Consider the following 20,755-nt stretch of genomic DNA (forward strand, 5'->3'; position numbering starts at 1 on the left):
GCGACGGTCTTACGGCGTGCGTGGCCGCGCGATCCAGATGCCGGCGACGATGACGATCCCGCCGAGAGCCTGCAGCAACGTGACGTTTTCGCTGAACAGGAACCAGGCGAAAAGGGCGGCAGCGATCGATTCCAGAAAAATGACGAGCGAGGAGAAAACGGTCGGCAGTCGTCCGAGCGCGATCGAAAGCAGACCTTGTCCGCCGGCGTGGCTGATGAGGCCGAGCGCCAGAAGCACGCACCATCCCGAGATCGATTGCGGCAATATCCGCGGTTCGAAAAAGAAGGCGACGAGGAACAGGATCGTCGCGGTGATGACGCTCAATTCAAAGGTGACGCGCGCAGCATTCGTTCCGGGACGTGCAGCACCGACCGCCAAGAAGTAAAGGCCAAAGAAGGCGCCGGTGATGATGGCGAGAGCATCGCCGACGGCGCGATCCGGATTGAACGCCAGGCTCTGCACCACCAGCGCCGTGCCGCCCGCGAGGCAGACGAGAAGCCCGAGAAGCGTGGTGCGACCGACCCTCTGCCTCAGCAAAAGCCAGCCGAAGATCACGACCCATAGCGGTGCCATCGTCGCAAAGAAGGTGGCATTGGCGATCGTCGTCCGCATGATCGAGAGATGCCAGAAGAACAGATCGCCCGTAAAGGCCAGCCCGGCGAGGATCGTTGGCAGTGTAAAGCTGGCACGGGGCGCCCTGGGCTCCGCCGCCTCGCCATATCGCATCCATACCCAAAGGATCGGCAGCGCCAGAAAGACACGCCAGAAGGCGCTGGCGAAAGGCCCAACGTCGGCAAGACGCACGAGGCTCGGCGAAATGCTCATGGCCAGTGCGGCCAGAAGCATCGCCACCACGCCAAGAAGAAAACCCTTCGCATCGGCGCCTTCTTCGAGGCTCGGGCTGCGCATATCGTATTCGGTGTCCGGCTGTGACATTCTCGTGCCTTTGCAAGTCAGGTGATTTGTGGCGCAAAGCTAGTACATAGGGAAAGAGGATTTGGCTCCATTGCGACAAGTTTCATGCAATTTTGTTTCTTCTTTGCGGTAAGGATGTATTGAAATGCGCAAATCCGCCGATCTCGATGAGTTCGACCTGGCGATTCTCGAGATTCTTCAAAAGGACAGTACCGTTCCGCAACGTGAGATCGGCGAACGGGTCAATCTGTCGGCCCCCGCCGTGCAGCGGCGCATCAAGCGCATGCAGACGAGCGGCGTCATCCAGGCCAATATCGCGGTTGTCGATCCGGCAGCGGTGGGCCTGCCCATCACCATCGTCGTTGAGGTGCATATCGCAAACGAACGCTATGACCTGATCAACGCCATCAAGCGCAGCTTCCTGGAAGCGCCAGAGGTCCAGCAGTGCTACGGGGTTACCGGCGAGGCCGACTTCGTGCTTGTTATCGTCGTGCCCAGCATGTCGGCCTATGAGGCGGTCGCCCAACGTCTCTTCTACGACAATCCGAATGTCACGAAATTCAAGTCGCTCGTCACCATGGATCGGGTGAAGATCGGACTGTCCGTGCCATTGTCCCTGGACTAGCTCAAAACGGGATGTGAGCTATCACCCCGGTCGCTTCGGCCAGTTCGTCACGCCGCCGCTCCAGTCCTCGAAGGCCTTGGAGAGGCGAAGCACCAGCATGTCGCCGAAGCGCGGGCCGACGATCTGCATGCCGATCGGCATGCCGGAGCGGGAGAAGCCGCAATTGATCGACGCAGCCGGCTGTTCCGACATGTTCCACGGAACGGTGAAGGCGATGTGTTCGAAAGGCCGCGCCGGGTCGTTGGTGGGCGAAGCCCATTCGGCGGGATAGGAAACGATCGGATTGCTCGGCGAAAGCACGGCGTCTACGTCTGAGAAGAGCTTGCCGCAGCTCTTGCGCATCTCGTAGGTCTGGTTGAAGCCGCGAACGGCATTAACGCCGCTGATATCGGCGCCGCCCTTCGCCCAGCTATAGATATAGGGCAGGATGCTGTTGCGGCGTTCCTCGCTCAATGCTGTCATGTCGCCCCAAAAGCGGGCGCGCCAGAAGGCATCAAGTCCGTCAAGCATCTGCCTGGTCAGCACCGGCGCGACGTCGACAATGACGGCGCCTGCTTCTTCGAAGCGTTTGGCGGCGGCAACGACTGCATCGCGTATCTCGTCCTCGACAGGCAGGCCGCAGCCGGCATCGAGCATCAGGCCGATCTTCATGCCCCGCACGTCGATATCGAGATCCATCCAGTCGATGTTCTCAGGCGGCAGGCTGGTGCCGTCGCGCCAGTCGGGCCGCGAGAGCGCCGCCATGGAGAAGGCGGCGTCCTCGACCGTGCGGGTCATCGGTCCGGCGCAGCGCCCGAGATAATAGGGGTCGATCGGAATCCGACCATTGCTCGGCTTGAAGCCGAAAATGCCGGTCCATCCCGCCGGCAGGCGTATTGAGCCGCCGATATCGGTACCGATATGCAGCGGCCCGTAGCCGGCTGCTGCGGCGGCGGACGCACCGGCGCTGGAGCCGCCCGGGTTCTGGCTCGGGTCCCAAGGGTTGCGGCTGAGCTTGTGAAAGCTGGAAAGGCCCGATGACAGCATGCCGTAATCGGGGCAGGTGGTTTTCGCGAAAATCACCGCGCCGTCCTCGCGCATGCGGGCGGCGATCGGCGCGTCCTCGGCAGCGGGAACAAGCTCGACGGCCGCCGTGCCGAGCGGCACCGGCTGGCCCTTGGTGGCGATCAGCTCCTTCAGCGTTACCGGAATGCCGTCGAGCAGTCCCAGCGGTGTGCCCTTGGCCCAGCGTTCGGTTGAAGCGGCTGCCTGCCTGCGGGCATCCTCGGGATCATAGGCATAGAGTGCCGCAATCGTTGGCTCCCATGCGTCTATATGCTGTTCCAGCGCCAGCCAGTATTCGCTCGGAGACAGGCTCTTGTCGGCAAACTTGCGCCGGAGGTCTCGGATGGAAAGATCGGTAGATTCGGTCATGATCTATACTCTTTATGTCTCAATCAGCGCGCCGCCTCGCGGGGGTCGAGGAGATCGCGCAGCCCGTCGCCGAGCAGGTTGAAGCCGAGCACGGAAAGCGCGATGGCAAGCCCCGGGAGGAGGGCCAGCCATGGCGCAACGTGGAAATAGGTCTGCGCATCGGCCAGCATCCGTCCCCAGGTCGGTGCCGGCGGCGGCACGCTCAAGCCCAGGAAGGCAAGCCCGGCCTCGGTCAGGATCGCAAGACCGAGCTGGATCGTCGCCTGGACGATGATGCCGCCCATGATGTTCGGCAGGACATGGCGCAGCGTGATGGAAAGCTGCGTATTGCCGATGGCGCGCGCCGCCAGCACATAATCCCGGCTCCATGCCTGCAAGGCGGACCCGAGCGCGACGCGGGCAAAGACCGGCACCATGAAGACGGCAATGGCGATGATGGCCGTCGAGCGTCCGGTTCCGAGAAACGCACCGAGGATCATCGCAGACAGGATCGGCGGCAGCGCGAAGATCACGTCGCAGGCGCGCATGACGAGCGCCTCGAACAGGCCGCGTTGCGCAGCGGCGGAGACACCGATGATCGTTCCGATCGTCCCGCCGATCGCGACAGCCGACACCGAGATCGACAGCGAATTCCAGCAGCCTGCCATCAGCATCGACAGGACGTCATGGCCAAGCTGATCGGTGCCGAGAAGCCCGAAGCCGAAGGGTGGTTCGAGCTTGTGGGTGATCTGCATCTTTGCCGGCGGCACCGGCGTCCAGAACAGTGAGACGACGGCGACGGCGACGAGAGCCAGGATGATAAGGGCGCCGATCATGAGGTTCGCGCGTCGCAATGCCCGAAAACGACGGCGGGAGGGCTGGGTGGCAGCTCCGGTTTCAGCAATGCTCATCGTGCGCCTCCCGCCCGCAGCCGGGGATCGATGACGAGATAGGATAGATCCACCAGGAAGTTCACAACGATGACAAGGCCGGCAAAGAACAGCACGACATCCTGAAGCACGATCACGTCGCGCTGGCTGAGCGCCTGATAGGCGAGGCGGCCAAGCCCGGGCAGGGTGAAGACGTTTTCGATCAGCACGGCGCCGGCGACCAGAAAGGTGAATTGCAGCCCGAGAATGGTCAGCACCGGAACCAGCGCATTCGGCACCACATGCCCCCAGAGCACGCGGCTGCGCGACAGGCCCTTGGCAACCGCCGTACGGGCAAAATCCTCGTGCAGCGTGTCGAGTACGGCCGAGCGCGTCACGCGGGTCAACACCGCCGACTGCGGCAGTGCGAGGGCGACGGCGGGTAGCACCAGCGATTTCAGGGCCGGCCACCATCCGCTGTCCCAACCGGGAAAGCCGCCCGCCGGCATCCAGCCGAGCGAGGTGGCAAACAGAAGCACCAGCAACAGGCCGACCCAGAAGCCCGGCACGGCAATGCCCATCTGCGAGAACAGCGCTGCAAGAATATCGAAGAAGCCGCCCCGCTTGGCGGCAGCTGCGACACCCAGCGGTACGGCAATGAGAACGGAGAGCAGGATGGCAAGGGCCGCAAGCGGCAGTGTGACGGCGAGCCGCTCGGCAATGAGCCCTGCAACCGGAACGCCGTAGGTATAGGATTTGCCGAGATCACCTGTCAGCGCACCGGCGAGCCATTGCCCATAGCGGACGATCAGTGGTTGATCGAGACCCATATCATGCCGAAGTGCCGCCAGTGTTTCCGGCGTCGCCGATGTCCCGAGCGTGATCGCGGCAGGATCGCCCGGCAGCAGCGCCATGACGGCAAAGACCAGCAGCGAGACCGCGATCAGCGTCAGGATCAGTCCTAAAATCCGGTGAGTGAGCAATACGATCATAGCATGTCCGTGGCCGAGCAGGCCGGCATCGAGATCTCCACCGACGGGCGGCTCTGGTCCGCCCTCGGCATCGTCGCGTAGAAACGATATCAGTCTTCCCAGGCGACGTTGGTCAGCACGTTCGAGGGGATCGGCTCGTTCTCCCAGAGACCCTTCAGCTTCTTGTCCCAGACGCCGAGCTTCGGCATGACAAAGAGGAAGAGCGACGGCACATCCTCGGCTAGAATACTCTGTGCCTCGCCATAAAGCTTGTTCTGTTCGGATACATCGGACGTGAGCTGGATCTTCTTCATCAGCGCGTTGAAGGCAGGGTTCTTGTAGTTGAAGTAATAGGGGTCGCGCGAATAGATATCGATATCCATCGGCTCGGCATGGGCGACGATGGTCATGTCGTAGTTGCGACCGGTGAACACGTCCTGCACCCATTTGGCCGGGAATTCCGTCGGCTCGATATTCATCGTCACGCCGATATCGGCAAACATCGCCTGCATTACCTGCGCGCTTCGAGGGGCGTATGCCATCTGCGGCGTCTTGATGGTGAAGGTGAAACCATTTGGATAGCCGGCTTCGGCGAGCAGTGCCTTGGCCTTGGCGGCATCGTAGGGCAGAGCGCCGGTCAGATCCTTGTAGCCGGGATCGTTCGGCGTGTAATGGCTGCCGATCGCCGTGCCGAGGCCGGACCATGCGCCTTCGATGATCGTCTTGCGGTCGAGCGCCATCATCAGCGCCTGGCGCACGCGCTTGTCGTCGAAGGGTTTGCGCGTGTTGTTCATGCCGGCCACGACCTTCAGCTCGGTATTGCCGATCTTGGTCGTCAGCCTGGCATCGCCCTCGAAAGAGCTCATGAGTTCAGGCGCTGCAAATTCCGGAAAGGCGTCGACATCGCCGGCCTTCAGCGCCGCTGCTTCCGCCTGCGGATCGGAAATGAAGCGGAAAGTCACCTTCTCGAGCTTCACGTCGACCGACTTGTTCCAATAGTCGGGGTTTTTCACTAGGTCGACATGGTCGCCCTTGGTCCAGGAGGAGAATTTGAACGGGCCGGTGCCGATGGGCGTCGTCTTGTCGTTGGCCGAGGATTTCGGCCCGACCATGACGGAGCTTGGCCAGCCGAGCCAGTAGAGCAGGCTGCCGGTCGGCGAGGAAAGGTGCAGGACCAGCGTTTCGGCATCCGGCGTGTCGATCGAGGCGATCGTTGCAAAGAAGCGCTTCTGCGGATTGACAGAATCGGCGCCGCGAGCGCGATCGAGCGTGAACTTGGCGGCGGCGGAATCGAAGGCCTCGCCGTCATGGAATTTCACGCCGGTCTGGAGCTTGAACGTATAGGTCAGTCCATCGGGCGAAATTTCCCAGCTCTTGGCGAGCTGCGGCACGATCTTGCCGTTCTCGTCGATCGCAACCAGCCCCTCGAAGATGTTCTGCCAGGTCACCTGGCCGATCGCAACGGGGGCAGCGATCGTCGGATCGAGGCCGGTCGGTTCGACGCTCATGCCGAGATTGAGGGTCGTCTTGGCGGCTTCGGCCGGCGCCAGGCCCATCATCAGCAGACCAGCAGAAACTGCGGCACCATAGGCAAGCCGACGCGCGACATCGCCGAGGATTCGGCGTGAAAACTTGGTCATCTCGGTTCCCTTGCTTTTGCCCGCTGGTCCGGCTTTCCTCCGGCCCGCGGTCTTTTCAACGATAGTGTCATCTGACATGCGCACACACAATTCTGAAAATGTGTGCTCAGTGTAGCCGAAATCGCTACACTGATTCCCGTGATTTACCGCACTCGGTTCAATCCTGCCTCCCTTTGGCACCAAGTTGCTGGCGCATGAAACGCTCGATGAAGTCGAGCAGCTTGCCGGCGGCGAAGGATAGCTGGCGATCGGGCGCGACGCAGAGGTCGATCGGCGTCCGTACACCCTTGCTGCCAGCAATCGGGCGCGCGACGAGCTGGCCCGCATCGATCTCTCTTTGAACGGTAAGTGCCGGCAGCATTGTGATCGCGGCGCCGCGCAGCACCAGTTCCTTCAGCATTTCCAGCGAGCCGGTTTCGAAAACCGGGTCGAGCCTCAACCCCTCGCGCTCGAACAAGAGGTCGAAGGCTTGCCGCGCGCCGAAGGAGCGATCGGGAACGGCGAGCGCGTGTTCGGCGAGGGCCGCAAGGGTGATCTCGCCATTGGCGGCAAGCGGATGCGAAGAAGCGGCGATCACGTCATAGATCAGCTCGGAGCGCAGCCTCACCTTGGTGCCGGAAAGCGGCGGGGCAAACAGCGTCACCGCAATATCGGCTTCGGCATTGTTGACGGCTTCGATGGCGCCGCGCGCGCTGGTGATGGTCACTTCGAAGCGCAGGCCCGGATAGCGCAGGCTGAATTCGGCAAGCGCCGGCGCAAGGATATTGGCGACGGACGCGCCGTTGGCATAGATGCTGACGGTGCCGCGCTGCAGGCCTTTCAGGTCTTCGATCAGCTGATGAATATGGTCGAGCTCCCGCAGCGTCCGGCCGGCACGTGCCGCTAGCAATTCGCCGGCAGCGGTCAATTTGACGCCGCGCGCGCTGCGTTCGACCAGCTGCGTGCCGAAGTGATATTCGAGGTTCTCGATCTGGCGGCTGATCGCCGTCGGCGCCACGTTCAGGTTTTCGGCCGCCTGCCGCATCGAGTTGGTGCGCACCAGCTCGTTGAAATAGATCAGCGCGCGGATCTGCATGCGCGGGATCTCCGGTTAGATGGCGGACTTGGCGAAGCGATCCCGCCACGCGGGCTGACCGCCTTCGACCTGAAGGGCCGTCGCCTCGTAGACGCCGCGGGCGATCGCGCGTGCCATGACGATGGTGGCGAGATGGCAGAGCTCCATGAAGCCAGGCAAATCGTCGCGGGGGTGTTTGCCGGTAGAGGCGGCAAACACGGTATCGCCGTCGAGCGGCAGATGCGTCGGCAGCAGAGCGCGGGCAAAGCCGTCGTGAGCGCAGATGGACAGGCGATGTGCTTCCGCCTTGGTGAGCTGGGCGTCGGTGATAACAGCGCCGATGGTCGTGGCGGTGATGTCTGCACCTTTCAGCCGCAGGCGTGAATCAATCACCTGCGGCATGCCGAGGCCACCGAATTCGCCATTCTGCTCGAAAGGGGCGGACCAGAAATGCGGGCCGTCGCCGATGGTGGCAGAACCGAGTGCATTGACGGCGACGATGGCGGCGATCCGGTATCCCTGGCTGCTGACGGCGCTGGCCGAGCCGAGCCCGCCCTTGACCGTTGCCGTCGTGGCGCCGGTGCCGGCACCGATGGTTCCAAGCGAAAACGCCCCTTTATTTGCGGCCTTGAAGGCGTCATAGCCGAGATCGCGATAGGGCGAATGCAGTCCCCAATCCTTGTTGCCGCCATTGATGAGGTCGAACAGGATCGCTTGCGGCACGATCGGCACCAGCGCATCGCCGACCTTGAGGCCGCGGCCGATTTCCCTCAAGCCTGCCTGCACGCCGCCCGCGGCATCAAGCCCGAAGGCCGAGCCGCCCGAAAGCACGAGGCCATCCACCGTACCGACCGTCATCGCCGGGTCCAGCAATGCCGTATCTCGCCCGCCGGGTGCGCCGCCGAGAACGGTGCATGAGGCAACCGCCGGCTCGTCGAAGACGATGGCTGTGACGCCTGAGCCGAGCGCAAGATCAGTGGAATGACCGACGGCGACGCCTTCGATATCGGTCAGGAGATTAAGGAGGTCAGCCAATGAAAAATCCTTCGCCGTTTACAACGCGAGGTCGTCATGGCGATAGGATCGCAAAGAGGGGGAAAAGACAAGGCGAGTTTATACGCTTTGGGGCCGATCCTCTATGGTTCGAGGCTCCGGCTTTCAGCCTGCGCACCTCACCATGAGGGCGGAAAGGCTCCCGTTCGAATGCAATGCAGTTCGATTCTGAAAAACGAGGCGGAAATCACTCGCCAATAATCGAGGTGAAAAAGACTAGCCCTCACCCTGAGCTTGTCGAAGGGCGAGGGCGGGTGATTTTGTGGTGCAAGAGTAGAGGCGAGCCGATCCATCAAACATGGATCGGCTTGGCCTGCTGGCGGGAGAGAAGGTCGCGGATCGCAAGTCTTACTTCGTCCGCGTTTCTGAAATGCTGCTCGTCCAGGTCATGGACATGGTATTTTACAGCGATGAACTTGAGCCGGTCCTGGTCAGGAACGACGATGCCGACGGGAACGCCGGCGTATTCGATAACTTGCTTCTTCATAAATAGACTCCCTCTGCGCACGCACGGCGCAGACATGGCGAATTGACTGTTTGATTCCGGTAGGGAGGACGAACGTCACATTCGACAGCACGGGCGGGAGAGCGCGCCCGAACGGTCATGGCCAAGCACGGACCACCCAAGGATCGAAGCGATGGCTTTAAAATTCAGCATGTCACGTCCCTAGTTGGTGTTGTACTTGTAGGCCCCAAAGGGGCTCTGCGAACGATGTGCTATTGTCTATTATATTAGTAGACAATAACAATTTCATCTCCAGAAACATATTCCGAAAGATGTCAAAATGTCGACGATCGGTAAAATAAAATTCCGTATCTGGCTAACGGCGAAGAAGGACTTGGTGTTCTTCCGCGCGATGTCCCTAGTCGGAACGGCTCGCCGATCATCGACCAACAGATAGGAATTGCCAGGAGATTCGACAATGCCTCGGCGGCATTAAAATTCACCCGCCGCTAAAACACCTCAATGGTTAACGGCGCGGCGAGAACGTCAAAATCCATCCGCAAGCGCCGTTTCCAGGGCTTTCACGAAGAAATCGGCGCTTTCGGGCGCAAGGCACAGCGGCGGCTTGATCTTCAACACATTCAGGTGATCGCCGGTCGGCTGCATGATGACCCCGAGATCGAGCAGGCGTTCGCAAATCGCGGCCGTCTCCTCGGTCGCCGGCGTCAGGCTTTCGCGGTCGCGGACAAATTCCACGCCGAGATAAAGCCCCGTGCCGTGCACGGCGCCGATCAACGGGAAGCGATCCATCAGCGCGATCAATCCCGCCTTCAGCCGATCGCCGACGACATGGGCGTTTTCCTGCAGGTTCTCGTCCTTGATGACATCGAGGACGGTGAGACCGACGACGCAGCTGACCGGGCTGCCGCCGGCGGAAGAAAAGAAATACCCTTCCTTTTCCAGCGATTCGGCAATCTCGCGGCGGGTGATGACGGCGCCGAGGGGGTGGCCGTTGCCCATGCCCTTGGCGATGGTGATGATATCGGGAACGACGCCCTGGCTCTCAAAGCCCCAGAAGTGCTCACCGAGACGGCCATAGCCGACCTGCACTTCGTCGGCGATGCAAAGGCCGCCGCGCTGGCGCACCGCATCGTAGACGCCGGCGAGATAACCATGTGGCAGCGCGATACCGCCTGCATTGCCATAGACCGGCTCGGCGATGAAGCCGGCAAGGCCGTGGCCCCTTTCGTCGATCGTCTGCAATTTGGCCGTGACGTCGTTGAGATAGTCGATCCCTGAATCCGGACCGCGGAATGGGCCGCGATAGGTATTGGGAGAGAGGACGGGATGGACCCAGTCCGGTCGCGTCGTCAGCGCCTGCGGATTATCGGCAATCGAGGTGGAGACGGCATCGCTTGCGACAGTCCAGCCGTGATAGGCCTCGAGCAGGCAGAGCATGTTCCTCTTGGCCGTATGCGCCCAGGCAAGGCGGATCGCCAGATCATTGGCTTCCGAGCCGCTATTGACGAGGAAGACGCTGTCGAGTCCATCAGGCGCCAGCATCGCCAACCGTTCGGAGAATTCGGCAACGGCAGCATAATGGAAGCGTGAGTTGGTGTTGAGCCGCGACCATTGCTGGGCGATCGCCGCCGTCAGTCGCGGATGGGCGTGCCCAAGCGTCGTGACATTGTTGACCATGTCCAGGTAGCAGCGCCCCTGCATGTCGAACAGGAACTCGCGCCAGCCGCGTTCGATCTGCGGCGGGGTATCGTAATAATGCTTCTGCGGCTTGGCGAAGCGGGCATTGCGTAGGGAGAGCAGCGCGGACGCATCCGGTCGCGGCGCTTCGCATGCCGGGTTCAGGAGAGCGACGGGCGAAGGGGAAATGGCCGACCAGCCTTCGGCCTGATCCGCCGTTGCAAAAAGCGGTGGCACGAGATTGGGCACGCGGCAAAGCTGCACGCGCAATCCTCCAATCGCCGAGCCCTCGCTGCCGATCGTCCCGATCGTCGCGCCTTGCTCGATGGCTGCTCCATCATCGAGAGCACTTTCGACACCGTCGAGATGCAGGCTCATGTCCTCGCCAACCAGTACGAAGTGCTGCCCCTGCCGTTGCAGCAGGCCGGGGAAGGGGGCCGCAACCGTGGCACCCGCCGGCAGGCAGACATCGCAATGCAGGGCAAAATTCTGCGGCGGAGCCATATTGAGCGGCGTGGCAAGCGAGAGGCGGAATTCGCCGTAGCGGGTTGCTGCAGCCCCGGAGGCTATCGCCGTCTGGGCAAGCAGCCGCCAGTCCATATCCGGCTTTTGCCAGTTGCCGTCGACGAAGTCATGCCCGGTCACGGAAAGATCGATGGCGGCGATCTGCGAGGGATCTATATCGGGCAGCAGCGGCGACCATCCGTCGGTTGCGACCGGGGCGACGTCGAAGCCGATCGTCCGCAGGATCGCCGCTTCCATGACGTCCGGCTGTGCCTCGGTTGCGACATCGAAGATTTCTCGTTCGAAATCGAGATTGCCGCGCACATAATCGTTGTCGGGATCGATGGCGAGCTGCTGCTCGGTGCTCGCTGAGAGAATGACGGCGCGCGCGACGATCAGCGGCCACAGCGCCTTGGCTTCGACTTCCTCCAGCGGATAGATCGCGTGATAAGCACTGATCGCGGGAAGAATATGGAAGGGGTTACCGCCTGCGTGATGCAGCAGCGACGCGCAGGTGACGGCGAGATCGCCCACCAGCCAGCCCTGGATGATATCGCCGAAGTCGATGACGCCATCCGGCACGAGCTGCCCATGCGCATCGGGATGGCTGACGACATTGTCGTCGGTAACGTCGTGATGCACCGGCTGCACGCGCAATTGGCTCGCAAGCGGCTGGATGCGCTTGACGGCGGCGACCATCGCCTTGGCGATGCGGTCGCGCGCTTCATGGTCTGTTATGGCCGACAGCAGCTGCACGGCGACCGGCCCCGCCCGGCGCAAATCCCATTGCAGGCTGCGGTGAAGGCCGGGATGATCGAAATCGGCAAGATCGCGGGCAAGCCTGGCGGAAAGCGCGCCGAGCCCGGCAACTGCGGCCGGCGGCAGATGCTTGCGTCGCGTCAGCGTTTGACCGGGGAGAAAGCCAAGCAGCCGGATGAGATAATCCTGTTCGCGGACGGTGACGGCGAGAATATCGCGGCCATTCAGGGAGGGCACGACGTCAGGCACGCGCGGCGCATCCAGCTTGGCATGCAGATGGCGGATGGCGGCATTCTGCGCTTCCAGCTCGACTAGCTCGTATTCGGGCCGGCAGATCTTCAGTACATAGGCGTTGTCGCCGGCATCGATGCGATAGTTGCGATCCTGCTGGCTGCCCAGTTCGGTCAGCGTCCCGCTCAGACCGTAATGCGTCTGCAGGATTTCGGCTGCCTCCTCCGGTGTCACGTCCGGTCTCGGCAGTTGCATACGGTTCACGAGCGTGGCGTCGGCCATGGCATCCCCCGGATGGTTCATTCGCATCGACACTAAACCATTCCATCCTAAAGAAAATTACCCAAAACAGATAGGGTAGTCGAGCGGCGAGGGGGAAGATAGGCCGCAGAATGCAGCCGGCTAGGCATAACGGCCTATTCAACCTCGATGGAATAGCTGCAACCGGCCAGCGTCTTGCCTGGATGAGTGTCGACGGTGGAGACGTTGAGCGAGATGCGCGTCTCCAGCACGGTGTCTGAGTTTTCCCGCTGGTCCTTGCGTGACAGGATGACCTTCTCGCCGAGAAACTTGTTCGGCTGGTCGACCGAAGCTGTCACGCCAAGCTGTTTGGCGAGTGAATGCGGGTCTGTCTCGTCGAATACGGCAAGCGGCCCGGTTGAGGCAAAGACAATCCTGTTCGTCTGCCGTCCGAAAACGGTCATGGGCGTCGAAAGCTGGAATTCGCGCAGGAAGGGATTGTCCGATGGCAGCTCGCTGATGCTGAGCTGCTTCATGGCCACAGCACTTTCCGGCCCGGTCAGCCACATGGCGAAATTATTGTAGCTCGGCACGTCATAGGTCGTGCATTCGATCAGCTTTGCAAGATCGATCTTGGAGGGGTCCTGTTCTGCCGTTTCGGCGTGGGATGCCGACGCAGACAACAGGAGCGCCGTCAGCAACAGCGCTCCCTGACGATGGAATGACATGTCCTCTCCTTGATCTCCGGGCGATTCGATACCGTGATATCAAATCGCGCTGCGGAGCGAAAAGGGAAGGGAGCCGGCCGAAATCGAGCTTCGGTGCCTCACCCCATGCGCTCGGAGGCATAGGAACCGGGGCTCGCCGGGAAGACGACGGTGCGGTTGCCATTGAGGAAGGTGCGGAAGTGGATATGGGCATGGATGGCGCGGGCGAGAACCTGGCTCTCCACATCGCGGCCGATCGAGACATAGTCGTCGGCCGACTGCGCATGCGTGATGCGCGCCGTGTCCTGCTCGATGATCGGACCCTCGTCGAGATCGGCCGTCACATAATGCGCCGTCGCCCCGATCAGCTTCACGCCGCGCTCATAGGCCTGCTTGTAGGGGTTCGCCCCCTTGAAGGACGGCAGGAAGGAATGGTGGATGTTGATGATGCGCCCCGACATCTTCCGGCACAGCGCATCCGACAGCACCTGCATGTAGCGGGCGAGCACGATCAGCTCGGTGCCAGTCTGTTCGACCAGATCCAAAAGCTGGGCTTCGGCCTGCGGCTTGTTGTCCTTCGTCACCTTGATATGGTGGAAGGGGATGTCGTGGTTGACGACCACTTTCTGGTAATCGAAATGGTTGGAGACGACGCCGACGATGTCGATCGGCAAGGCGCCGATCTTCCAGCGATAGAGCAGGTCGTTGAGGCAATGGCCGAAGCGCGACACCATGAGCAGCACCTTCATGCGCTTCCTGGCATCATGGAACTCCGAGACCATGGCAAACTTGTCCGAGATCGGCTTGAAGCCTTCGATGAGCGCCGCCTCGCCAACCCCTTCTTCGGAGATGAAGGAGACGCGCATGAAGAACATGCCGGTATCGAGATCGTCGAACTGGCTGGAATCGACGATGTTGCAGCCCTCACCGGCCAGATAGTTCGAGATCGCCGCAACAATCCCACGCGTCGATTGGCACGCAACTGTCAATACATAGCTCGTCATGTCTCTTCTCTTTGTCCCGAGGATGCCGCCTGCTTAAATGAAATCGGAGTTCTGGGAAATACGTCCTCCGACCGTGTTTCGATGGATATTTAGGCAGGGTGGCGCGGAAAAAGACGTTCCTATTGCGCCTTCGAACGGCGCATCCCCGCCTCAGCCGCTGGTTGCCAGCGAAAGCTTTTGCGGCCGCTTTGCCAGGCTTCCCTCGTTGAATTTCAGGAATCCCACGAGAAGCCAGACGAGCCCGGCCGTCTTCATGGAGAAGATTGCCGTGGAGCCGATCATCAGATTCAGGAACAGGAAGAGGGAAAGCGCATGGCCGAGGCGTCGCTGATTGACCGTTTCGCCGCCCGGATAGAGCGAGGCGTAGAGCCAGAACAGGATCAGGCCGAAGATGGTGGCGCCATAGATGATGTAGACGTATCCGCTGTCGAAAAAGATGCCGACCTGATCGAGCTGCAGGCCAATGGTGCTCTGTAGATCCATGCCGAGAAAGGCCTTCACGGTGCCATTGATGCGCCCGACGAAATTATCGCCCGTGACGGTCGGCTTGAGCGCATGAATGACGAAACCGACAATGATGATCCCGGGCATCGTGAGCAGGTCGAGGCCTTTCGGAAGCCAGGGATAGATGAAATAGCCGGCGATGCAGATGAGGCTGAAGATCAGCATAGTACGTGTGTCGTTGGTCAGCAGGATCAGCGTGACGGTCGCCAGGAACAGAAGTCGGTCCAATAACCGCAGCCGATTGGAAAAACTGATCAGATACAGCACCATGACGCCGCAGAAATTGGCAAGCGAGACCTGCTCCAGGAAAATGGAGGACGACCGGTGGTCGATCAGGCCGAAGGAGAACCGGCCTTCGAAGCCGAGCGCGCCGCGAAACAGGCCGAGATCGCTATAGGTCGCCGGCGGCACGCCGCGCGTGTTCTGGAAATATTCGGCCGGATGAAACAGCGCGACATACTCCTTGACTGACACGATTTCCAGGATGAGCACGACAAGCACGATGAAGCACGAAATCTTGAAGGCGAGCTTGACGGTGCGCTCGTTGGCCAGCCGCCCCATGATCGAAAAGGCGAAGATGATCATCACGTTGCGGAGATGGTCGATATAGGCCTGCTTGTTGATGGCCATGACGAAGATCGTCAGCGCGATTGTCAGCAGCAAATAGAGGAGCGGCACTATGTCCTCCTCATATATGCCTTTCGTCAGCAGATAGGTGAAGGCGGCGACCTGCAGCAGCACTTCGGACAGCACGACCGAGCTTGGCGTCAGCGGCGTGATGTTGTGATTGATGAAAGCCAGGATGCAGTTATAGCAGACCGCCAGCAGCGAGATCGTAAGGATGACGAAGTTGATCGGCTGCTTCTCGCCTGAACTTTGCATTGGATATCCGAGGTCGTGGCGTCTTTTCCGGCTGCGGGCACCATATCAGCCGGATGATTCGCGACAAAGAGTTGGCAGCTTGCCGTCGCTTATTTCGCTGATTTGACGAGCGCGCAGGATGGCGGGAGTGACGTCTTCTTGCCCAGTCCCTCCACCAGAACCTTCATCTGCGGTTTGTCGCGGCCATTGTGCGGCTGGACGTTGAGCGGCTCATCCGGCGGCCACCAGTCACCGGCGGCCCAATAGGTCCAGCCGAGCCAGACGTCGCCGTTGGCGTTCATGATGTCGAGGACCCGCTTGAGGCCGTCGAGGCAACCGTCATTGGCGGCGACGCCGAACTCACCCAGAAATCCGCGTTTCCCATTCTTGCGCAGCCAGTCGGTAACGTCGGTCATGCCCTTCATGGCGTTGTCGGTGCCGTCGCAGACAGGGTGCGTGCCCGAGCTGTCCGAATCCAGATATTGGTGGAATTCGAAGGCGTAGAAATCGATCGGATCCTGGACACCGAGCATCACGGTGCCATTGGCGCCGCCGCCGAGAACATCGGCGGACCAGCTATGCGCGCCCGTCCAGTTCGTACCAGGCACGAGAATGAGGTTGCGTGCGCCGACCGTGCGGATGCTGCGGATGGCGGTATTGGCAAGTTCGAGCCAATCGGGGGCCTTGATATCGTGCGGCTCGTTCATCAGACCGAAGGCCACGCCCTTCCGGTTGGCGAACTCGACGGCAAGCCGCGCCCAGAAATCGCCGAAAGCGAGATCGGTCGCAGGAGGCTGCTTGAGCTGGGTCTTGTCGTAATAGGCGTAATTATGCGGATCGAGAACGACTGACATGCCGTGTTTCTGGATGAGATCGACGGCATCCTTCAGCCGCTGCAGTTCGTCGCCATCGAGGGGCGCCCCGAGCACCGGTTGCAGCCGCTCCCAGCGGAAGGGCAGGCGGATCGTATTCATGCCCTTTTCCGCAAAATAGCGCACGGTCTGCTCGGACGGATATGTGTAGTTGACATTCACGACCCCGCCGCGCTCGCCATATTCTGCGCCCGACAGATTGACGCCGCGATAGCATAGTTGCTGCGCCGCGAAGGAGCCCTCCACCTGCGACGTGAGAGTGAGCATGACCGTGGCGGCCAGCAGGCGTCGCAGAGCTTTCGTCGTCGATGCGGTCATTGCATGGCCCTGTCTTCCGTGCGGGTGTGGCTTTTCATAGGGATGATGGTGTTGAACAATGATGAAGGGATGGATCGCGCCCGTGCCCGCCACGCGATTTCCTGAGAGCGTCCTTAATGTTCCGTTAGCCAAACGTTTCTAAACTTTGGATATCTGCTGTGTGGAATCCGCCTGCGGAGCACTGAAAGTTTGCCATGAGCTCAATGGAACGAAGCAAGAGATCGGACCGACTTGCGGGTTGGCGCGATACCGAGCCGTCTGACATACGGCGCGACGGTATGCGCCTGCGCAGTCCTGTCTTGCGTCCTCGGGATTTCGTCGCCGCTGCCGAGCCCATAGCACATTCCGAAGAGCCCGAGGCGCCCACCGCGGATGCCTCCGTCCCGCAAAGCCCGCCGAAGCGATCGGATGTTGAGGAGCCGGTAGCCCCGCGCCCCATTGCCGAGCCGGTTGTCGCTGCGACGACACCGACCGTCGAGCAGATTGCGGTTGCTCCAGTATCTGCCGCTGCCCCCGTGACATCGATACCAGCGGCAAAGTTGCCCCTGCTTGATCTTCGATCGGCTATCGCTTCGATATGGGCGAAGAAGTTTTTGGTTCTTGCTCTGGCGGGCGCTGGCGCCGCTCTGGGTGGCGCGGTCATTCCGCTGATACCGCAGAAGTTCACCGCCGAGACCAGCCTCTACTTCGACCCCCGCCCGGTCGGAGGCTCCGATTCCGCCCAGCAGGCTCCGACGGCGCCGGAATTGATCACGACGATGATCGACAGCCAGACGCAGATCCTGTCTTCCGGCAAGGTTTTGGGGCGCGTCGTCGATGCGCTGAAACTCGATCAGGACCCGAAATTCAATGGCGGCGCCACCGGCGAGGCAGCAAAATATGTGGCCACCGCTGCCTTGGCGAAAGCCGTGCTGATCGCCCGTGAGTCCAGCACCTATGTGGTGACTGCGAAAGTGACGACGGGCGATCCGCAGAAATCGGCCGGGATCGCCAACCAGCTTGTGACTTCTTTTCTGGAGGAAGAGAGCAAGGCGGCGGCGAGCACTTATAAAAGCAGCAATACGGCGCTCGATTCCCGCCTGGAGGATTTGCGACAGCAGGTACTGTCAGCGGAAAAGGCAGTCGAAACCTATCGTGCCGACAACGACATGGTGGCGGTCGAGGGCAATCTGATCTCCGACAAGCGCCTGACCGCTCTGAACGACCTTTTGGTCACCGCCCAGCAGAAGACGATCGAGGCAAGAGCTCGCGCGGACGCCGCCGGCAAGCTCAGCTTTGAAGATGTGGTCTCCAACAATCCGTCCGCAGGGGCGACATCGACGGCTTTGAGCAGCCTGCGGCAGCAATATGCGACGATGGCGGCCAATGTGGGCAGCCTTCAAAGCCAGCTCGGCGCCCGCCATCCGCGTCTGCTTGCCGCGAAATCTTCGTTGGATAGCCTCGCCGCCGAAATCCGCGCGGAGTTGCAGCGGCAGATGACCTCGGCCCGCGCCGATTACGAGCAAGCACAGAAGGCTGAGCAGGATATCGCCAAGGAACTGGCGGTGCAGAAGGCCTCGCAGGTCAACACGTCTGGCAAGCTCGTCGGTTTGAACGAGCTGCAACGCAAGGCAACCGCCGCCCGTGACCTCTATGAATCGCTGTTGAAACGGTCCGGTCAGGCGAGCGACGCCCAGGACCTCTCGCAGAGCAATATCCGCGTGATCTCCGAAGCGGAACCGCCGCTGAAGGCGGATGGGCCGAGCCGTAAGGTGATGATGATCGCCGGTCTGATCGCCGGTGCAATATTCGGCGCCGGTCTCGGCATGGCCTTTGCCATTCTCCTCGGCCTGTTTCGCCATCCCGTCATCCGTGGCTATTTCGGCAAGTGACCGGTTTTTTTGTGCTGCGGGCTTTTTCAGCATCGATGGTGCAATTGTGCGCCGACTGTTCTAAATGTAAATCGGCGCTGGGAATGATTGGATCTTGCTAATGAAGCGGGATATGGTCACTAGGCGTTGTGCGGTACTTTGTGAGACAATCTATGCGAGAAAAGCGGTGCGTTGCTCCGATGACTGGCGCCGGGGAAAGCTGACCGATGGTGCCCGCGGATAAACTCGTTCTGCCGTTTCTGGCTTTGCCGCGCTCGACCAAGCGTGCGCTTGCGCTGCTGGTCGATGCCAGCCTGTGCGTGCTGACGGTCTGGTTTGCCTATTGTCTCCGTCTCGACGACTGGGTCATTCTCGAAGGCGTGGAATGGCTGCCGGCAATCGTCTCGCTTCTGCTCGCCATACCGATCTTCATCGTTCTCGGCCTTTATCGTGCGATTTTTCGCTATGCCGGCCTGTCTGCTTTCGTGACGGTCGTCAAGGCCGTGGCGATATATGCGCTCGCCTTCATGACCGTTTTCACCGCGATCAGCGTGCCGGGCGTGCCGCGCACGGTCGGCATCCTGCAGCCCCTGCTGCTGCTGATCGCGATCGGCCTGTCGCGCATGTGGACGCGCTACTGGCTCGGCAATGCCTATCAGCGGCTCCTCAATCGCAATCAGCTCGCCAAGGTTCTGGTCTATGGGGCCGGCGCTTCCGGACGACAGCTTGCGGGGGCGCTCGCCAATAGTGCCGAGCTCAACGTCGTTGGCTATCTCGACGATGATCGCAACCTGCATGGCAGCATCATGGGCGGCTTGCCGATCTACGATCCTGCCGACCTGCCGGCGCTCGTGGTCTCGGGCGAGATCAAGGGCGTGCTGCTCGCTCTGCCGAATGCCACGCGGCAGCGGCGTAACGAAATCCTTGAAGATATGCGCAAGGCCCGCGTCACGGTGCGCACCATGCCCGATCTGACGGCGCTGGCGCAGGGCCGCGTCGCGGTTTCGGATCTGCGCGAGCTTGACATCGAAGACCTGCTCGGCCGCAACGTGATCGCTCCCGATCGCAGCCTGATCGAGAAGAACATTCGCGGCAAGGTCGTCATGGTGACCGGTGCCGGCGGCTCGATCGGTAGCGAGCTTTGCCGTCAGATCCTGAAGAACGGTCCGTCCTCCCTGCTGCTGATCGAACAGAGCGAGTTTGCCCTCTATGCCATTCACGGCGAGCTGGAGAAATCTGCCGCCTCCGCCGGTTACGCCGATGTGCGCATCATCCCTTTCCTGGCTTCCGTCCGGGACGGCCAGCGGATCAGGCAGATCATGCAGGCCTGGCGGCCGAAGACCGTCTATCACGCCGCTGCCTACAAGCATGTGCCACTCGTCGAATACAATCCCGTCGAAGGCATTCGCAACAATGTGCTCGGAACGCAGATAGCGGCCGAAGCTGCGCGCGATCATGGTGTCGAAAATTTCGTCCTCATCAGCACCGACAAGGCGGTGCGTCCGACCAATATCATGGGCGCAAGCAAGCGGCTGGCGGAAATGGTGCTGCAGGCGATGGACGCCGATCGCAAGCCCGGTGCCGACGGCACCAATTTCGCCATGGTCCGCTTCGGCAACGTGCTCGGCTCCTCCGGTTCGGTCGTGCCGCTTTTTCGCCAGCAGATCCGCGACGGCGGACCGATCACGCTGACGCATCCTGAGATCACCCGTTATTTCATGACCATTCCCGAGGCGTCGCAGCTTGTGATCCAGGCAGGCGCGATGTCGGGCGGCGGCGATGTCTTCCTGCTCGATATGGGCGAGCCGGTGCGTATTGCCGATCTCGCGCGGCGCATGGTGGAGCTCTCCGGTCTGACCGTGCGGGACGAAGACGAGCCGGATGGCGATATCGAGCTTGAAATCACTGGCTTGCGACCGGGCGAGAAGCTTTATGAAGAGCTGTTGATCGGCGACAATCCGCAGCCGACCAACCATCCGCGCATCATGCAGGCCAAGGAGGATCTCCTGCCCTGGTCGGAGCTGTCGAAGCGCCTTGCCGCGCTCGAGGCGACACTGGATGAAAACGACATACCCTTGGCCAGAGCCCTGCTGCAAAAGCTCGTTTCCGGCTATGCGCCCAGCAGCGAAGTGGTCGATCTGGTCTATCGCGAGCGCGAGACGGACCTGACGGTCGATCAGCCGAATCTCGACAACGTCGCGCAGCTTTAAAGCGTGTCGCGCAAAAGTGTGTAGCGGTTTTGC

Annotated in this window: 16 protein-coding genes; 3 read left to right on the forward strand and 13 right to left on the reverse strand. The window is 61.2% G+C overall.

Annotation, left to right across the window (positions count from 1 at the left end; all coding sequences use genetic code 11):
* Nucleotides 1-9: 9 nt before the first annotated feature.
* Complete coding sequence (locus tag AC13Q5_RS31575) at nucleotides 10-936, reverse strand: DMT family transporter (protein WP_488504334.1); 927 nt, start codon at nucleotides 934-936, stop codon at nucleotides 10-12.
* A gap of 124 nt (nucleotides 937-1,060) precedes the next feature.
* Here AC13Q5_RS31575 and AC13Q5_RS31580 point away from each other — a divergent pair, with 124 nt between their 5' ends.
* Nucleotides 1,061-1,540 carry an Lrp/AsnC family transcriptional regulator gene (locus AC13Q5_RS31580; protein WP_488504335.1) on the forward strand — a complete coding sequence of 160 codons (480 nt, stop codon included), beginning with the start codon at nucleotides 1,061-1,063 and terminating at the stop codon, nucleotides 1,538-1,540.
* 21 nt (nucleotides 1,541-1,561) lie between these two features.
* Here AC13Q5_RS31580 and AC13Q5_RS31585 read toward each other — a convergent pair whose 3' ends face one another.
* From AC13Q5_RS31585 to AC13Q5_RS31640, 12 genes are all read right to left on the reverse strand, one after another.
* Nucleotides 1,562-2,953 carry an amidase gene (locus tag AC13Q5_RS31585; protein WP_488504336.1) on the reverse strand — a complete coding sequence of 464 codons (1,392 nt, stop codon included), beginning with the start codon at nucleotides 2,951-2,953 and terminating at the stop codon, nucleotides 1,562-1,564.
* A gap of 23 nt (nucleotides 2,954-2,976) precedes the next feature.
* On the reverse strand, nucleotides 2,977-3,843 hold the full coding sequence (locus AC13Q5_RS31590) for an ABC transporter permease (protein ID WP_457891444.1): 867 nt from the start codon (nucleotides 3,841-3,843) through the stop codon (nucleotides 2,977-2,979).
* A complete protein-coding gene (locus AC13Q5_RS31595) occupies nucleotides 3,840-4,793 on the reverse strand; it encodes an ABC transporter permease (protein WP_488504337.1) in 954 nt (317 codons plus the stop codon). Before AC13Q5_RS31595 ends, AC13Q5_RS31590 begins: the two co-directional genes overlap by 4 nt.
* An 89-nt stretch (nucleotides 4,794-4,882) precedes the next feature.
* Nucleotides 4,883-6,412, reverse strand: a complete 1,530-nt coding sequence (locus AC13Q5_RS31600) for an ABC transporter substrate-binding protein (RefSeq protein ID WP_488504338.1) — start codon at nucleotides 6,410-6,412, stop codon at nucleotides 4,883-4,885.
* 157 nt (nucleotides 6,413-6,569) lie between these two features.
* Entirely contained in the window at nucleotides 6,570-7,487 is a 918-nt protein-coding gene (locus AC13Q5_RS31605) for a LysR family transcriptional regulator (RefSeq protein ID WP_075856359.1), read from the reverse strand.
* 15 nt (nucleotides 7,488-7,502) lie between these two features.
* Nucleotides 7,503-8,501, reverse strand: a complete 999-nt coding sequence (locus AC13Q5_RS31610) for a P1 family peptidase (RefSeq protein WP_488504339.1) — start codon at nucleotides 8,499-8,501, stop codon at nucleotides 7,503-7,505.
* 310 nt (nucleotides 8,502-8,811) lie between these two features.
* Nucleotides 8,812-9,006: a hypothetical protein gene (locus AC13Q5_RS31615; protein ID WP_034489296.1), complete on the reverse strand. Its 195-nt coding sequence runs from the start codon at nucleotides 9,004-9,006 to the stop codon at nucleotides 8,812-8,814.
* Nucleotides 9,007-9,510: 504 nt separating this feature from the next.
* On the reverse strand, nucleotides 9,511-12,438 hold the full coding sequence (locus AC13Q5_RS31620; RefSeq protein WP_488504340.1) for an aminotransferase: 2,928 nt from the start codon (nucleotides 12,436-12,438) through the stop codon (nucleotides 9,511-9,513).
* A gap of 134 nt (nucleotides 12,439-12,572) precedes the next feature.
* The gene (locus AC13Q5_RS31625; RefSeq protein ID WP_075856356.1) at nucleotides 12,573-13,124 is read right to left on the reverse strand and encodes a hypothetical protein; all 552 of its coding nucleotides are present in this window, start codon (nucleotides 13,122-13,124) and stop codon (nucleotides 12,573-12,575) included.
* 98 nt (nucleotides 13,125-13,222) lie between these two features.
* Complete coding sequence (gene purU, locus AC13Q5_RS31630; protein WP_488504341.1) at nucleotides 13,223-14,107, reverse strand: formyltetrahydrofolate deformylase; 885 nt, start codon at nucleotides 14,105-14,107, stop codon at nucleotides 13,223-13,225.
* A gap of 150 nt (nucleotides 14,108-14,257) precedes the next feature.
* Nucleotides 14,258-15,493, reverse strand: a complete 1,236-nt coding sequence (locus AC13Q5_RS31635) for a hypothetical protein (protein ID WP_075856699.1) — start codon at nucleotides 15,491-15,493, stop codon at nucleotides 14,258-14,260.
* An 89-nt stretch (nucleotides 15,494-15,582) separates the two neighbouring features.
* Complete coding sequence (locus AC13Q5_RS31640) at nucleotides 15,583-16,662, reverse strand: glycoside hydrolase family 5 protein (protein ID WP_488504348.1); 1,080 nt, start codon at nucleotides 16,660-16,662, stop codon at nucleotides 15,583-15,585.
* 194 nt (nucleotides 16,663-16,856) lie between these two features.
* On the opposite strand from AC13Q5_RS31640, the gene AC13Q5_RS31645 reads away from it, so the two are divergent.
* Nucleotides 16,857-18,533 (forward strand): GumC family protein, encoded by a 1,677-nt coding sequence (locus tag AC13Q5_RS31645; protein WP_488504342.1) that lies wholly within the window; start codon nucleotides 16,857-16,859, stop codon nucleotides 18,531-18,533.
* Nucleotides 18,534-18,739: 206 nt separating this feature from the next.
* On the forward strand, nucleotides 18,740-20,722 hold the full coding sequence (locus AC13Q5_RS31650; RefSeq protein ID WP_488504343.1) for a polysaccharide biosynthesis protein: 1,983 nt from the start codon (nucleotides 18,740-18,742) through the stop codon (nucleotides 20,720-20,722).
* Nucleotides 20,723-20,755 lie beyond the last annotated feature (33 nt).

It is taken from the genome of Martinezella sp. CNPSo 3964 (genome assembly GCF_057784375.1).